General features: G+C 48.7%; 11 protein-coding genes. 9 read left to right on the top strand and 2 right to left on the bottom strand.

What is annotated here, in order from left to right; all coding sequences use genetic code 11:
- The first annotated feature begins 75 nt into the window (after positions 1-75).
- The gene (locus tag O3C43_20605) at positions 76-267 is read left to right on the top strand and encodes a hypothetical protein (GenBank protein ID MDA1068894.1); all 192 of its coding nucleotides are present in this window, start codon (positions 76-78) and stop codon (positions 265-267) included.
- A gap of 79 nt (positions 268-346) precedes the next feature.
- Here O3C43_20605 and O3C43_20600 read toward each other — a convergent pair whose 3' ends face one another.
- Positions 347-1,018, bottom strand: coding sequence for a response regulator transcription factor (locus O3C43_20600; protein MDA1068893.1), 672 nt, complete (start codon positions 1,016-1,018; stop codon positions 347-349).
- A gap of 9 nt (positions 1,019-1,027) precedes the next feature.
- The gene (locus tag O3C43_20595; protein MDA1068892.1) at positions 1,028-3,016 is read right to left on the bottom strand and encodes a histidine kinase; all 1,989 of its coding nucleotides are present in this window, start codon (positions 3,014-3,016) and stop codon (positions 1,028-1,030) included.
- Between the two features lie 248 nt (positions 3,017-3,264).
- Between O3C43_20595 and O3C43_20590 the strand changes: the two genes are divergently transcribed.
- The 8 genes from O3C43_20590 to O3C43_20555 all read left to right on the top strand — a co-directional run.
- Positions 3,265-6,867 (top strand): TonB-dependent receptor plug domain-containing protein, encoded by a 3,603-nt coding sequence (locus O3C43_20590; GenBank protein ID MDA1068891.1) that lies wholly within the window; start codon positions 3,265-3,267, stop codon positions 6,865-6,867.
- Between the two features lie 208 nt (positions 6,868-7,075).
- On the top strand, positions 7,076-8,395 hold the full coding sequence (locus tag O3C43_20585; GenBank protein ID MDA1068890.1) for an alpha-L-fucosidase: 1,320 nt from the start codon (positions 7,076-7,078) through the stop codon (positions 8,393-8,395).
- A gap of 121 nt (positions 8,396-8,516) precedes the next feature.
- Positions 8,517-8,948 (top strand): hypothetical protein, encoded by a 432-nt coding sequence (locus O3C43_20580; protein MDA1068889.1) that lies wholly within the window; start codon positions 8,517-8,519, stop codon positions 8,946-8,948.
- Between the two features lie 59 nt (positions 8,949-9,007).
- Complete coding sequence (locus O3C43_20575; protein MDA1068888.1) at positions 9,008-9,568, top strand: glycosyl hydrolase family 28-related protein; 561 nt, start codon at positions 9,008-9,010, stop codon at positions 9,566-9,568.
- Positions 9,564-10,583, top strand: coding sequence for a glycosyl hydrolase family 28 protein (locus O3C43_20570; GenBank protein ID MDA1068887.1), 1,020 nt, complete (start codon positions 9,564-9,566; stop codon positions 10,581-10,583). Before O3C43_20575 ends, O3C43_20570 begins: the two co-directional genes overlap by 5 nt.
- A 67-nt stretch (positions 10,584-10,650) precedes the next feature.
- Positions 10,651-13,014, top strand: coding sequence for a glycoside hydrolase family 127 protein (locus tag O3C43_20565; protein MDA1068886.1), 2,364 nt, complete (start codon positions 10,651-10,653; stop codon positions 13,012-13,014).
- A gap of 51 nt (positions 13,015-13,065) precedes the next feature.
- The gene (locus tag O3C43_20560; protein ID MDA1068885.1) at positions 13,066-16,503 is read left to right on the top strand and encodes a PA14 domain-containing protein; all 3,438 of its coding nucleotides are present in this window, start codon (positions 13,066-13,068) and stop codon (positions 16,501-16,503) included.
- Between the two features lie 204 nt (positions 16,504-16,707).
- A partial coding sequence (locus tag O3C43_20555; protein ID MDA1068884.1) for a glycosyl hydrolase family 28-related protein occupies positions 16,708-17,176 on the top strand: 469 nt, incomplete at its 3' end.

The raw sequence follows: 17,176 nt of genomic DNA, 5'->3' as shown, positions 1-17,176 counted from the left end.
AAAAGGAGCTGGGTGGAAGAAAAGGAAGAATTTTGTCAAAAATGAAGATATGACCCCGTTCCTTATCCCGAAATCATGGGAGGGCCCCTGCATTCACTGCGTTGGCTGGTAAGGGTCCTGACTGCCAGGGGATTGCCATTGAAGAAGGGAAGCCTGGTGATCCCCGGCTCTCCGGTGGAATTGGTGACCATTGATCGGGATACGGAATTAAAAGTCACTGTCGAAGGGGTGGGCGCTTTAGTCGCTTTCTTCAGGAAACAAAATTGAGGAAAGTTGCAGATCCGGACAAAGAGGGCTCGATCCTTCTTGTTTGTAGTGATTCAGGGATTTCAAGATTACCGTTTTTTCAGTCTTCTTTCCCAGGTGAAAAGATTCCCATTCTGAAGGCTTTGGCGACAGCTGCCGGCGCGTTCTGCACGTGGAGTTTTTCGTAGATGTGGGCGACGTGAGTCACCACGGTGCTGATGCTAATGCGTAGGTGATCGGCGATTTCCTTTTTTAGGAAGCCTTCCCCAAGCAGTTTGAGGACTTCCATTTCCCGTTCGGAAAGGGGCTGCTCCATTTCCACATTCGGGAGTTTTGCCTTCAGGGTTGTCAGGATAAACCGGGCTATATTGGCATCCAGCGAAGCACCTCCATTCGAAACCATTCGGATACCCTCTTTGATCTGGTTTACGGAAGAGGATTTTAAAAGATAACCCGATGCGCCGAGGGTGATGGCCCGCAGTATATCCGCCTCCTTGTTGGACTGGGTTAATACTATTATTTTTGATTTAGGCACATAGTCTTTAAGCCAGCTGATGGAATCGAGGCCGTTCATACCTGGAAGGTTCAGGTCGAGCAGGATGACATCCGGTTCCTTACCATGCTCGAGATTCTGCATGCAGCGAAGGGCACTTTCAGCTGAACCAAACTGACTTACTAATTCCATGTCTGGTTCTTTATCCAAAGCGAGCTCAACGACCTCCCGGTATTCGGGATGGTCTTCAACCAATACAATGCGGATATTTCTTTCCATGGATTTGGCTTATCTGTGGCGTCCCCACCTCCGGGTTCGAAGCTTCAGATTAATGCAGGTGCCACCCGTTGCGGGACGATCAACGCTAACCTTGGCACCCAACAGTCGCGCCCGGCGCTTAAGAGATTTCGGAACTCCATTTACCCTGAACTCTGAAATACCTCGTCCGTTATCACTTACGGATAAAAGGATCTCCTTGTTGTCAGCCATCAAGTGAGTGGTGAATTGGGAAGCCTGGGAATGGCGGCTGATATTCACCAGACATTCATTATAGAACAGGATCAAGTCGAAGCGCGTGTTTGGTTTGAGTTTGTTTAAATATTCTTCCCCTTCTATCGAAATGTTGTTTTCGAGCTTGGCCATTATCCGGCGGGAAGCACGCAGTATGTTTTCTTTTATGTTGGTATTGAGTCCGTTGGCTTCCAGCATGTCGGTACAGTGGCGTACGGCTGCGCCACTCTGCTCGGTGACTCTTCGAATACGTTGATGGAGCATGGCTAATTCTTCCGTGTCTTCTTTGGCGTCTTCTGCCAGATCGCTCAATAAGCCAATGGTGTGGAGGTCAGCTCCCAATTCATCGTGCAAATCCGCAGCCAGACGCTCCCGGATTCGGGCTACCTGGCGCAGGCGGAGTATCCGGTCGATGAGTATGGTGATGACGATGCCGACGGCAAGCACGACAGCCAGCCATGCCAGGAGGCTAAGGTACTCCTTTTGACGGGCATAGTGATGGTTTAATTCCGCGAACACGATGGGACGTTCTGTCTCCAGTTCGTGCCGCCGGGCCAGTTCGTTTAACCACTCCCGAATCGGAAGGATATTGCCATAGAGATTTCGCCCGTCCGTCAGGGCGGAATAAGAACGGTTGGGAAAAGTGAGTTTGCAATTGCCGGTGGTGGGTTTGCCGAAGGCAACGTTCCGGCCTTTCGAAAAAATTTCGATTTCTGCAAAACCTATGGCGGATTCTTTCGTGTCGTCTTCCGGGTAAATATAGGGATCGATGGCAATCAAGCGGACATAACGGCAAGCGGTTTCCGGAAAGCGCCGCATGATGATAGGGCCTGCGTCGTAGATGGATTTCTCAATGTATTCGATCAGGCGTACCGCATCCGAGAAATCCGGCTGTTTCGCACCTTCCACAATCAGATGACGTGGAAGGCCCAAACCGAGGGGGGAGGCTTGAGGGACAGTATCGCTTAATTCAATGGTATGCAGGTTGATCCGGTTCAAAGGTTCCACCGATCCGAGGTCGATCATCAAAGTGGGACGGTCGCTCAGTTCCCCTTTGCTGAAAAAAGCGATACTCTGTTCTCCCTGCGATGCGTCCATCAGGTACGGAACAAAACCATCGACCAGGTTTTGTTTTAGCCGCGATCTTCCTTCAGGGGAATCGTTTGAAGAGACGCGAACGGGTTTTTGCAGAGCGATATTTTCCTGACCACTGAATACCAGGATCTCGTCCATCTGGAGAATATACTTTCCATCCCAAGCCCGGGGTGACAACGCCGAGGTTTCCAATCGCACCCAAGATGCAGTGGTTCCGGTGCAAGGCACCACCAGGGGCGCGATGCGCGGCAGAAGTTTATCCTGTATGCCGAAAGAGGCTATGGCCGTACCGGTCCTGTCCTGGTCGCTACCCGTGAGGATGCGGAATTCCAGCGGAAAGCCATCTGCCCGGAATCCCATTTTCGTATCACGCCAAATGGTGGGCACCAGTATGATTTGATCGATGGGTGTTTTTTCTCCCAACTCGATTTCTATCCATTCTGTGTGGTGGCCTTGGTCGCTAGGATCTGATCTCCAGCCGACGGTGCCGATCCCGGTTCGCAAGCTAAAGTTTGCCAATTGTTCCAAATCGGAGTCAATAGCGGCCAAATGCTGCTCCAGACCTGTGAGGGTAAGACCTTTCAACATGGCATCCGTTTCCGGAGGGACTGCTGCAATGGGCAGAATGCCCGTCAGCAGGGTCAGGAGGCTTATTTTTTGAACTCGGGACATCTTTTTTTGAAAGCACGGATTTTAAAGCGGTCTACCTGTCAGTGCGACATACTTTTCCGATTAATGAACATTATATTCCGATCGATTGGGAAGGGCATCCTATAAAATGAGGATATGTTGGTTTCTGAAAGCTGTTATTCTGGGCAGTGCAAAGTCATTTCAAGTATATGCTGGGCACATTGCGTGCTCAAGCGCTTAGAACTTAACTCAAGCTAACCGAGAATAAACCTCAAATAATAAATACGATAATGAACTCAAACAAACGCTGTAAAACCGGGATCCATACCCTACACGTCGCGGTCCTTGCCGGGCTGATTTTTTGCCTTCTTCCTTCCGCGTTCGCACAGGAAACCAACGAAGACAAGGAAACCTACGAACTATCTCCCTTCCAGGTCGACGAAAGCGCGGATTCCGGCTACTACGCCTCCCAGACCCTGGCCGGAGGCCGCCTCAAGACCAATCTATCGGATGTAGCCTCCTCGGTCCAGGTTGTTACCCAGGAACTGCTACAGGATCTGGGTGCATCCAGTCTTGATGAAGTGCTTATTTACACAACAAACACCGATGTCTGGGGGCAACAGAGCAACTACCAGGGAGCGACAGCATCATTGGATAGAGAACTTACTTCAGAGGAAACTCGTGAAAATCCATATAATGCGAACCGGATTCGCGGGTTGTCAGCAGCTACGCGTACGGCCAATTACTTCGTGTCGGACATCCCCTTTGATTCCTATATTTCCGGTCGTATCGATATTAACCGCGGATCGAATTCCTTCCTCTTCGGTCTTGGATCACCCGGTGGCATTATCAATTCGCAGTTGGAGCAAGCTGAATTCAGGGATGAGGCGAGAGTGGATGTAAGGTTTTCGACCGAAAACTTTGAAAATAATTACAGCCAACGCGGTTCTGTGAACGTGAACAGGGAGATTATCGAGGGCAAATTCGCGTTGCGCGTTGCCGCCATGACAGAGGACAAGGAGTTCACTCAGCGGCCCGCATATATGGACCAGGACCGGTATTATATAGCTGCCAAACTGAAACCCTGGGAGGACCATAACATCACCTTGCGAGCCCACTATGAAACTGGGAATATCGATAGTGTCCCTGTTGATCGGTTGAGCCCTCTGGAAAATCTCACTCCATTTCTGACCAAGTTGAATGGGGTCGAATACAATACCCCGACTGGCAGGCAGTCCCTCGACATTTGGCAGAATGTTCTGGACGTGGCTACTGTGCACAAAAATGGAGCCCGTGGATTGGACGCTTTCGGAAACAATGTACCCGCGTTTGGCAATCCGAGTGGTGGCCCCGTCGGCAATAAATGGGTCATGGTTTATGACGACACCATGACGGCTGATGGGTTGCCCGGGAGGGCGTTTCAAAACTCCCTGGTCAATAAGTTCTGGAAGGGCAGCCCCGTGCTCGATCCGGACAACAATTACGCCGGCGGAAGGTTTTTAAGATTTATTGGTGTACCTTCTATCGCACAATTACAAAATGTCCGTCCCGATCTGACCAACTATACCGATCATGCTTTGTTGGATTATGAAGCTTTTGATTGGAGGAAAAACCTGACCAGCGGAACGCTTGACTTCTTCGAAAATGAATTCGAACAACACAATGTGACGCTTGAAGCCATTTCAGAGGATGCAAATTTTGGGATTGAGCTGTCCTATGACAAACAGGATTACGAACGCAACAGTTTCGTCGCCATGGGTTCTCCCAGAATAACCCTTGATGTCAACGAGTCATTACCCGTGGGGCCAAACTCACTGTTTGGAGAGAAAAATCCAAATTATGGCCGGCCCATGACATTGACAGGGGTTCCACAAGCAGACAATCCACGTAATATCAGGGAAACTTGGCGTGCCACGGCCTATGCCAAGTATGATTTCAAGGAGCATTTCGATGACGGCATTCTGAGTTGGCTTGGGCGCCATACCGTATCAGGATTATATGATGATCATGAGCACAACGAAAGGATAGAAAGATATGTCTTGATCGGTGAAGGCGGTGATATCGCCTTTCATTTGAATGATTACTCCGGCATAACAAACAACCGTCGGGAACAAGCGCTCTTTTACTTGGGGCCGCAACAACTCGATGCCTTTAGTGATCCAAACTTCCAGCTTTCGGATTTTGTAATAAACCCGGTTCCATCCAATGCTCGCTACGCAGATTTACCACCGGACTTGTCGATACCCGTTGCTTTCTGGAACGTAGGGGATCCGACAACCGGCGAAAAATGGGACGCTATTCGTGGCGATGAATTCACGGATATCGGCACATTCGGCCCGACCTGGCAGGGGAGGAATGGAGAACTGCAGAGAACCACCATTGAGTCAAAAGCCGCAATAATCCAGAGCTCCTGGCTGAACGATTTGCTACTTTCGAACCTGGGTTGGAGAAACGACAAAATCACGCAATGGGTGAACGCTTCACCCCCGCTGGATGATGAAAATGTTCCCCTTTTGAATGATCCAGGCTGGAACCTTGAAGGTGTTGAGCCTGATAAAGTTGATAATAGCATCTTTTCCTATGGGCTAGTCTTGAAAGTGCCTAAACAATGGCTGCCCGAAGGCACAAGTGTTTCTCTTCATTATGGGGATTCTGAAAACTTCCAATCAAATCCGGGAGGGTACGATTTTGACGGCAACCTGGTTGAAAGTCCTTCGGGAAAAACAACCGATTATGGAATTACCCTGAGTCTCGCGGACAATAAGTTTGTCGCCCGCCTCAATTACTATGAAGGGAATGTTCAGAACGAGCTGTTTGCTCCCAGTCGAACCGCCTACCGCTGGACCGGTACAAACGGGATTGTCTTCAATGTAAGAGATACGTTCATTGAGCTGGACAAAAGGGACCGGAATCGTGATGGAATAATCGATTTTGAGACTCTGGATGACGGGACTACATTCGATCCTGATATGGATGATAATGGATTACTGGATGAATTTGAAGGAGATGGTAACGTTTACCCGACCTTGTCAGAGGTCCTTTTACTCGAGGAGAGGTATCGGGAAATCCTGACACCATTTGCCGAAAAAACTGCTGATCTGAAGTTGGTATCGGGAGCTGACTCACCGACAGGAAATCCAGTAACCTCAAATTCAGTTGGATTGTGGAATGTTCTGACAGATACTGCGGATTTATCTGCAGAGGGTTATGAATTTGAACTTACTTATAATCCGACACCTAGTTTCCGCCTGGCGGCGAATATCACCCAGCAGAGGGCCCAGAGATCGAATATAATGCCGCGTTATACTAAATTGTGGGATCAAATACTCGCGATATTTGATGATCACCCCAATCTCCTGGGAATTCGCACCGGGGCTAACAAAATGGGGTTGCCCAAGCAAACGAATATATTTGCCGGTAATACCGTATATGGTCAAATTACCACTGGCAGGGCTGCTGGTCAGAGCTACCTGTTCAGCAAGGCCGCTGAGGGGACTGACAATTCTGAAGTTCGTGAGTGGCGGTATAATGTAATGGGAAATTACTCGTTCTCCGAAGGCCGTATGAAAGGGGTAAATGTTGGAGGAGCTTTTCGCTGGCAGGATGAGGCTGCGATTGGCTACGCATTAACAGTAAGTCCACTTAATAATATACCATTCCCCGATCCTTTCAAACCGTATTATGATGATGGATTTAATGCGTTTGACGCTTGGATCGGGTATAAGCTTAAAATCTGGGATGACCGCATAGATTGGCGAATACAGCTGAATGTCCGTAATTTGTTTGCGACCAAAACCCCGGATGTTGTCCAGGTCCAGCCAGATGGCAGCCCTGTTCGGGTTTCACTTCCAAGTCCACGAGAATTCCTTCTTAGCAGTACCTTCAGTTTCTGAACCGTTTATTCATAGAGCAGTATTCCTTAAAGGAATGACCTGTATTGTATGTTGTAAACTCGTGTCCCTCGTTGTCCTGCCCTTCTCGGTCAAGGACAACGAGGGGCGAGGGTCCTCCAAGACCAACAAATGCATGGATGCTTTAGTTCAATTAGAAGAGATTAAAATAAGCACTTGGTGGAACTGACAAAATAGGGAAGGAATTTAAATGAATAGGAATATAAGGAAATCAGTATGTCAGGGCGCTTTGCTGCTCTCATTGCTGGTTTATTCAAGCACGCTATTGAGGGCGCAAAACTCGGATACGAAACTTGCTTGGTGGCGCGATGCCAAGCTGGGACTCTTTCTGCACTGGGGTCCCTCGAGTGTTGCTGGAGTCGAGATCAGTTGGGCCCGTGAGGATCATCCCTTCGACCATCCGGGTAGAGGGGATAAAATGCCCAACGAGGAGTATGACCGTTTGTACCAGCGCTTCAATCCGGTGAAGTTCGATGCCGACCAGTGGATGAAACTGGCCCGGGATGCCGGGTTCAAATACGTGGTCTTTACGGCCAAACACCATGACGGCTTCTCGATGTGGCACACGCAACTGAGGGATTACAATATAGCAAATACCCCGTTCAAACGGGACATCTGCAAGGAACTGGCCAATGCCGCGCATAAATACGGATTGAGGCTGGGGTGGTATTACTCGACCCGCGACTGGACCCATCCGGACTATCTGGTCGGGGACAATAAAAAGTACAACGACTTCTACGAAGGACAGGTTCGGGAGCTGTTAACCAATTACGGCAAAGTGGACATCATGTGGTTTGATCATGTAGCTGGAAACTGGAGCGATTACACTCTTCAGCATTTGTTTGACATGATGTACTCCCTGCAAGGAGAAGACCTTCTGGTCAACAACCGAGCCGCCCGGTTTATCCTTCAGGGTGATCACGAGCCTCCTACAGAGGCATTGAAGAAGCTGGTGCAAGGAGATTTTGACACGCCGGAGCAAAAAGTCGGTAAGTTCCAAACCGATCGGGCCTGGGAGTCGTGTATGACAGTGAACAAATGCGATACGGGCGGCGGTTGGTCCTATCGGCCGGATTGCTCGACCAAATCCTTCAAAGAAATCATTCATACCTTAGTCCAAAGTGTAACAGGCGATGGTAATCTTTTGCTGAATGTCGGCCCCTTGCCCACCGGTGAATTCCCGGCCGACCAGGTAACCATTTTAAAAAAAATGGGGGCGTGGCTGAAAAAGAATGGGGAAAGTATTTATGGAACCCGTGGCGGACCTATTCCGAATGGCGAATGGGGTGGGGTTACGCAAAGGGGCAACACAATCTATGTTCATGTCTTGAACTGGCCTGAAGACGGTTCGCCCCTCGTTTTGCCTGCGCTGGAACAAAAGGTCGTTAGCAGCCAAGGGTTCAATGTAAAGAACCCGGTTCTCAGGCAAACCGCTTCCGGTATTGAGATCGATTTGGCGTCAGGTAATAGAGATGAAATTGATTCGATTATCGTACTGCAAACCAACTAAACCCTGCACCGAATTGAATTCGGTGTGTGTAGGCGGGTCCAAAACGTCATTTTCCCTAAAGTATTCGGAGTACCGTTTTCTTAGATTGATCTTATTCGTCACCGTTCTACCATAATTTATCATGAAAAAAATCACCTATGCCCTGACAGGTTTTTTGTTTTGTATAAGTCAATGTTTCGCTTCCCAGGAAGTCCTCGGCTTCTGGGGCAGTTACGATCCGCATAAAGATCCTCCCAAGGTTCAAGTGGTCAAAGAGTGGGAAACGACTGATGAAATTTACCAGCTTGTTCGCTATGACCTCGGAAAACTGGTGGTCGTCAATAAAACGACCAAACCCATTATTGCGGCTGATTATGGTTATCCGAAAGGTGCAAAGAAGGTGCCTGGTATTGTGCAGATTCACGGTGAGAGCCAGATCGCCAGCAAGGAACGGGTCAAGTCCTGGGTGAAACTTGGATTTGCCTGTATCAGTATCAACTGGGGCGAAAAAGTACTTGAATATGAAGATACTCCAAACACCGACTGGGATGAATTAGCTGTTGGAGGTGAATGAGGATCTTGTGGATATTTAAGTACAAAGGGATTCAATAACGAGGAGGAGCACCGAAAATTATGAAGAATAAAATAATCCTACTGGTTTTTAACCTTTGGTTTTTGACATGTAATTCTCAAGGTGGAGTCATTAATGTAAGTGATTACGGCGCTTCAGGTGATGGAGAAACGGTTAATACAAAAGCTATTCAAAAAGCAATTGACGATTGTCATGAATCAGGAGGAGGCAGGGTGCTGTTTTCCAATGGAAATTATGTAACCGGAACCCTCTTTTTGAAAAGTAATGTTATCCTCCATATTGAAGTTGGCGCTACTCTATCGGGAAGCACAAAAATCAGTGATTATGCATCGAACGTATTCCACAATATGCCTCGGGATAAAAACAAGAAAGAGGGATGTCTGATATATGCTGAAAACGCGGAAAACATTGGGATTGAGGGGAAGGGAAAAGTCGATGGAAGAGGTTATAGAAGTAATTTCCCAAATCCGGAAGATCCCATACAGGACAGGCCGATGCTAATCCGTTTCCTGAAGTGTAAAAATGTCTCATTACAAGACATTGTCCTCCAAAATCCTGCGAGCTGGACCGTTGCCATGATCTATTGTAAACGAATTAATTAATGTCCAGGGGGTCACTGTCTCAAGCAAAGTGAATGCAAATGGAGATGGACTGGATTTTGATGGTTGTGAGTATGTTACTATCAATAATTGTGTTTTGGATACAAGTGATGATTCTATATGTCTATATGCACATAGCAAAGATTACCCTTGCCGTTATATTACGATATCAAATTGTATAATGACCAGTTTCCGGTCAGGAATACGTATCAATAACCTTGGAGATTATAATAATATAACGGTGGATAACTGCGTTTTTCACGATATTAATGATGCTGCCATAAAAATACAAAATCGTGAAGGTGGAAGAATGGAAAACTTTGTATTTTCAAACCTGATTATGAAAGAAGTTATTTGTGCTGTATTCTTGTCATTCAATGATTACACCGATGGTCCCACTGAGCCTGCCCCTGTCAGAACAATGAAGAATGTCACATTCAACAATATCAGGGTCGAGTCCAAAACCATGCAAAAGGATAACTTAAAATCTCTGATTTTAATATCAGGATTACCGGGGCAATATATTGAGAATGTGACCTTTAGCAATTTTTCTATTACAGCTCAGGGAGGCGGGACATTTTCTGATGGTGAAATTCGTACAGTTCCCGAGCTGCGTTACATACGATATGGCTTGGGAGCTCAACAAGTTGTCCCTGCCCATGGCGTTTATGCGCGACACGTGAAGGGACTCTACATGAATAATATGGTGATGAATACGATAACCCCAGATAGTCGCCCGGCTGTCGTTTGCAACGATGTAATAGACATGGAATTTTCGGATAGTAAAGCCGCTGTTACTCCTGATGCGGAGTGCATGATCCGCCTGCAGAACGTACAGCAGGCATGGATTCGCAATTGTCAGCCATTTGGGGGAAATGCAACTTTTCTTCAGGTTGAGGGTGAAGAAAGCAAAGAGATTCTGTTGTCCGGTAATGATCTGAGAAGGTTTGAAAATCCATTCAAAGTTTTTAATGGCGCGACAAAAGCCGTTGTTAGAACCGAAAACAATATCAATTAATTTGTGCGCAAAATTTTAGAAAAATGAAAAGAAGAAACTCTATTGGAATTACCTGGGAGAATACGTTATGAATTGTAAAAGAGGATTGGTGAACACTTGGAATACGATTATTTGTATTTTAATCATGCACGTGCACGCGTTGGTTGGAGCGGAAACGATAGAAAACGTTTCGCGGCCGGATACGCGTCCAACGAACGATTTCTACATTGGCAACCGCCCGCCGTTACTGCCGGGTCCTCTTTTAAAATTGCCGATAGGGGCGATTGAGCCTCAGGGATGGTTGCTTAAACAGCTTGAACTGGAGGCAGACGGATTCTTCGGGCATCTTCCTGAGCTAAGTCGATTCCTGATAAAGGAAGGCAATCCATGGCTCAGCCCGGAAGGCGTGGGCGAAAAGTTCTGGGAGGAAGTACCGTATTGGTTGAAAGGCTATGGGGATCTGGCATATGTGCTGGGGGACCAGGAGATGATAGATGAGGCGATGGTGTGGATCAATGGAGTCATCTCAAGTCAGCGGGAAGACGGGTGGTTTGGGCCACGTGCTAATATCAAGTCCCCGCGCGTGCACAACACTGGCAAACCGGATTTGTGGCCCAACATGCCCATGCTGAACGCCCTCCAGGCGTATTATGAATATTCCGGCGACGAGCGCGTTATCCGCTTAATGACGAAATACTTTGAATGGCAATCCAATGTTGCTGACGAAGATTTCCTGCTGCCGCTCTGGCAACATCAGCGTGGAGGCGACAATCTAGCCAGTGTTTATTGGCTTTATAACCGGACGGGGGATAAGAGACTTTTGGATCTTGGGCATAAAATTTTCAACAACATAGCCAACTGGACAGAAGGCGTAGCAGGTTGGCATAATGTCAATATCACACAGGCCCTGCGTTCGACACCAATCTATTACCTGCAGTCAAAGAATCCAGAGCACCTGATCGCTCCAGAGCGAAACTACCAGACGGTATGGGGAATGTACGGTCAGGTGCCGGGTGGACTGTTTGGCTCCGATGAAAACTGCCGGCCGGGTTTTGTCACTGCCCGTCAGGCCGTCGAAACTTGCGGAGTCGTCGAAATGATGCATTCCTGTCAAGCGATCCTGAAAATTGACGCCGATCTCAAATGGGCGGATCGATGCGAGGATGCGGCGTTTAACACGCTTCCCGCCGTAACGACCCCTGATTTCAGAGGGCTTCGCTATCTGACCGCACCCAACCTGATTATTTCCAACGCTAAAAACAAAAGCCCGAAGCTTCAGGATCCTGGTTCCAAGTACCTGATGAACCCACATGCACACCGTTGTTGCCAGCTCAACATGGGGCAAGGCTGGCCTTATTATGCCGAACATCTCTGGATGGCTACCCCCGATAACGGTCTGGCACTAATTTTTTACTCCGCTTCGAAGGTAACCGCGAAAGTGGGTGACGGCACAGAGGTGAGTATTACAGAGACCACGTACTATCCATTCGACGAGAATATCGAGCTTTCTATCTCATTGCCCCATTCCCGCGAATTCCCCCTGTATCTTCGGATACCCGGTTGGTGCGACAAGGCTGAAGTCACCGTAAACGACCGGCAGGTAAAGGTACAAACGCAACCTCAATCATTTCTCCGGATCAACCGCGAATGGAAAAACGGTGACATTGTTAAGCTCAGGCTGCCCATGAAATTGAGTGTAAGGACATGGACCAAAAACGCCAACAGCATTTCAGTTGACCGCGGGCCCCTTACGTACTCATTGAAAATCTCTGAGAAATACGTGCCCCTGAATGGGACAATAGCAGTATCCAAGGAGCATTTGCCGGACTCGTGGCGTCGCGAATTGTCGAAAGAGCAACTCGCTGCATGGCCCGCCTTTGAAATCTATCCGACAACACCGTGGAACTATGGCTTGGTACTCGATAAAGGTAAGCTTGATGCATCCTTTGCAGTAGTAAAGAGGGAATGGCCATCTGACAACAATGCATGGGGAAGCACGGAAACACCAATTGAAATCAAGGCAAAAGGACGCAGGATTCCCGAATGGCAAAAAGATATAGTTACGGATCTGGTGGGGCTTATTTCGGAGAGCCCGGTAAAGTCTGATGAACCGGTTGAATACATCACCTTAATTCCGATGGGCGCTGCAAGGCTGAGGTTGTCCGCATTTCCTGTAATAGACAATGGTCCGGGCGGTCGTCCATGGGAAACGCCTCCTGAACCAGCCGTAGAGAGCATTGGAAGGCATGTGGGGGCCATGAAGGCGGAAGCTGGGAAGGCAGCGGCTGCTCTGGCGGCTGGCGTGAAAACGCCTGGCTGTGATGCCTGTGAATCAGCTGGCGGAATGTGTGCGGAATGCAGGGCAGCGGCTGAAGCGATTATTGAGGCAGCCGATGAGGCAACAACCGAGGCTGCAGGGGAAGCAAAAAAGGCTCCTGCAAAGAAAATATGAAAAGCAGTATGCAATAAACGGATAAGCAGGAAAAAATAAAGGAGTTAAAAAATGAGAACAGTATTTACTGGCATATTGCTGCCATTGGTTTTTTGGGGTGGAACTGAGGCAACGGTACACGCTGAGATTATCGGAAAATCCTCCAGAACCGAGATCCGGCTCTCTGGCGATGAGTGGAAGCTTTGGCGGGATGTGGAAGCACAATGGAAAAATGATGAGCTTTTCCTGCCGCCGGTCGATATCAGCAAACTGCCAGTAAATCCTCCAACGGGTGGATGGCAGGCTATGTATTCCAGCAGGGAGGCGATTTCTGTTTCGGTCCCGGGAACAGTTGAAGAATATTTCTGGGACGAGATACAAGGAGACAGGAAAACAGATGAAAGCTCAGAACTGGGTGACTACCTTGGCGTGAGCTGGTGGTGGAGGATGCTGGATGTGCCCGCAAGCGCCGGGGGCAAACGCATCCTCCTGGAATTTGAGAACAACCGGCTTCGATCCGAGGTTTTCGTCAACGAAACCCTTGTGGGTTATGATATGATCGGAAACTCGGTGTTTGAGATCGACATTACCGATGCGGTTAAACCCGGAAAAAAGAACACACTGGCAGTACGCATCACAGATGCGGGCGGTAACTTTATCTGGCCCGATGTTACGGTGTTCGACTGGGGCAAGTACAAAATCCCGTTCGCCCATGGCTTTGGCGGAATTGCCGGATCTGTGGATATGCGGATTGTGGACCCGGTTTACATCGACAATGTCTTTATTAAAAACCTTCCGGAAATGACAGCGATCGATGTGCGGACCACTGTTCAGAACAGCAGAAGCGACGCAGTAACCGGGGCACTGCAAATCGATGTCGTTGCAGCAGACAATCCCGATACAGTGGTTTTCAGTCAGCGTTATGATAACATCTTCCTGCAAAAGGGAGAGACTCAGATTGAGCATCGCGTGAGTGTTCCATCTGCCAAACTGTGGCATTACGACAATCCGAATCTCTATCTCTGCAAAGTGAAAATCGAGGCTTCAGCTTTTACCGACCAGGATGCTGTCCGCTTCGGCTTCCGCTGGTTTGATGTCGCCGGTCGCGGCGTGGACGACCACTTTGTGCTCAACGGTAAACGCGAATTTCTACTTTCGTCTATCAGTTGGGGTTTTTGGCCGGTGAACGGCAGTTTCCCGACCGAAGGGCTGGTCGAAAAGCAGATCCGGCAGGCCAAGGGCCTCAATATGAACATGCTGAACTTCCACCGGCATAAGGGGCAGTCAATGGTGCTCGACAAGGCAGACGAACTCGGCCTGCTCTACTACGCAGAGCCAGGAGGATACCGCTGCAAGGCGACTGATGACGAGTTCGCCTTCAAAATGGCCCGTCTTAAATGGCTGCGAATGGTCAAAGAGTTCCGCAACCATCCGTCGCTGGTGATTTACAACATGATGAACGAAATGGGCGAGCCTCCGGTCCCAAGGCAGATGCAGGACATGCTCGATGCGCACGCCATTGACCCGACACGTATCATCACCTACAGCTCGGGGTTTAGCCGGCAAAACTTGGCATGCAAGCTGCACATGCTGCCCTACGATGACAAGCAGTACACCAACGGCTGGTTTGACCCCCATCACGCCACCAGCGTCGGGGTTTACCGCGACAGCCTGTACAACAGCCCAATCGACTATTCCTATCGATATGATGAATCTACACGTAAAGAAATTCTCTTCCTCGGGGAGGAAGGCGCGGTTGGCGTCCCGCCCCGCCTGCAACTGATCAACGATTATTATAAAACAGCCGGAAACCACAACGGCTGGGACGGAGCAGATTACATTAAGTGGTTCAACGCATTTGATGGCTATCTCAAACAAAAGGGACTCAAAAACCTGACCGTGGACGATGTTACGATCGGCATGGGTAATATTCAGTACTACTACCACGGCCGCATGATCGAAAATGCCAAGATCAATGACCTCATCGACGGCTATGTCATCAATGGATGGGAATGCGAAAAAATGGAAAATCACTCCGGCATCGTCGATTCTTTCCGCAACTACAAGGGCAATCCGGACATTATCCGGCGCTACACCCGCCCCGTCTATGTCGCGATCAAAGCCCGCAATAAAGTGACGCATATTTCCGATACAATCGATGTGGACTTCTATATCGTGAATGAGTGGATTTTGCACGGAGACTACATGCTGGAAGTCGATCTGGTTGACCCGGTTGGAAAGGTGGTCAAGCAGGACCGATGGCCGGTTTCGGTCAGCCGCGAGCGGCTTGGAACTCTCGTCAAGGAAAAAACCCCTTTCGCTCTCAGCGAAGGTCCCGGATACTACACCATTCATGCGCGGCTTATCGACAAGAACGGAACGCAACAGGCCGATGGCATGGAAATGCTCTTCGCCGTTGACTGGAAATCGGCAAAACTTCCCACAAAGGGAGCTGTCATTGAGCCTTCAAGCAACATCCACGATTTCATATCGACCGGATTCAAGGCCGAATTGCCGGCTTATCAGGACAACATGGGAAAACTGGACTACATCGTTCTGGATAACAGTGTCAGTGCGGTACCGGATTCACTGTTCAAGTCCCCAGATGGGAAGCTGGGACTGAAGGCGGAGTATTTCAATAAACAGGATCCCGATACTCCAGTCGGCACGCGGATTGAGACAAATATCAATAAAAACGATCCGGCCCGCTTTCAGGGACTGGGCGGTGATATTATGGTAATATGGACCGGAAGCATAACACCGATGGCGAGCGGCACCTACGTCCTGTGTGGTGACTTTGCCGGCCAGCTCAATATCTGGTTGAACGGAGAATTGGTAATCAATGAAAAGGCGGGCACAAGGCGAAAGGATCGCTTCAAAAAAAGCAATCCGCTCGATCTCGAGGCAGGAAAATCGTACAAAATCAAGGTGCAGCACATCCAGGACGGTGGCCGCAACCATGCCCTGATACTCCAGTGGGAACGACAGGTCTCCGGAAGTCAGTACAACCGGATACTCGATCGCGTAGCCAATGACGGCACCACGCTGATTGTGACGGGCAACAACACCGTCGCATTCGCCGAAGAAATCGCTGGACTCGGCTTGGTGAAATACAATGGCTTCATGGTTGTCGACCGGTGGTGGAAAGCCGGCGCTCTCTTCGCTGTCGAGCACCCGCTGTTCAAAGACCTTCCACAGAACACCGGCATGAACTGGGAATACCAGGATGTCGTTAAATACGAAATGACAATCGACTCAGCAGGCGAATTCAAAATGGAGTACGGAGGCAAAAGATACGGCCTGTTGCTGGAAGGCGAAGAAGTCGCCGGATTCTGTACGAACGGGCACCAGCACAAGGTCGCCAGCACGGTTTCTGTGGTGCGTCATGGAAAGGGAAAAATTGTCATTTCCTGCCTGGATATCTATCCGTATCTAGGCGAACACAGCAAATCGTCAAATTCGGCAAAAAAAATCCTGTGTAACTACATTGAATATGCCAATCAGAAATAACGCCGGATAATGGAGGATTATCGGAACCACTTCGCTTCCCGTTTCCCTGAAAATCTTAGAAGAAACTTTTTATGTAAGGATAATACGGACATGAATATAAGTAAGCTTAAGTGTGGCGGAAGGAATCTTTGGAAAGCCTTGGGCCCAGGCTCGGTTGCAACTGCAGAACCGGGATGCCTGAACAATGCGGCTGCAGGAAAAATTATGAAGAAAAAAATAATCCTGCTGGTTTTCAACCTTTGGTTTTTGACATGTAATGCTCCTGGTGGCGTCATCAATGTAAGTGATTACGGCGCTCTGGGTGACGGGAAGACGGTTAATACCGATGCTATTCAAAAAGCAATTGACGACTGTCATGAATCTGGGGGAGGCAAGCTGCTGTTTTCCAATGGAAATTATGTCACTGGCACTATCTTTCTTAAAAGTAATGTAATCCTCCATATTGAAGCCGGTGCCAGTCTATCAGGGAGTACGAATATCAGTGATTATTCACCGAATGTATTCCGTAATCAATATGCCCGGGAACCGCATATGGACAGATGCCTGATATTCGCGGAAAACGCGAATAACATTGGAATTGAGGGCAGGGGGACCGTTAACGGCCAAGAGAGGGCAAGGGGTCATATCTTCATTCTTGACAGAAAACAGGGGTCAGATTTGGGAATGGAGGACC

Source organism: Verrucomicrobiota bacterium (genome assembly GCA_027622555.1).
GTDB lineage: Bacteria > Verrucomicrobiota > Verrucomicrobiia > Opitutales > UBA2995 > UBA2995.
The sequence above is the reverse complement of the archived record's forward strand: the minus strand, read 5'-3'. Positions and strand labels throughout refer to the sequence as shown.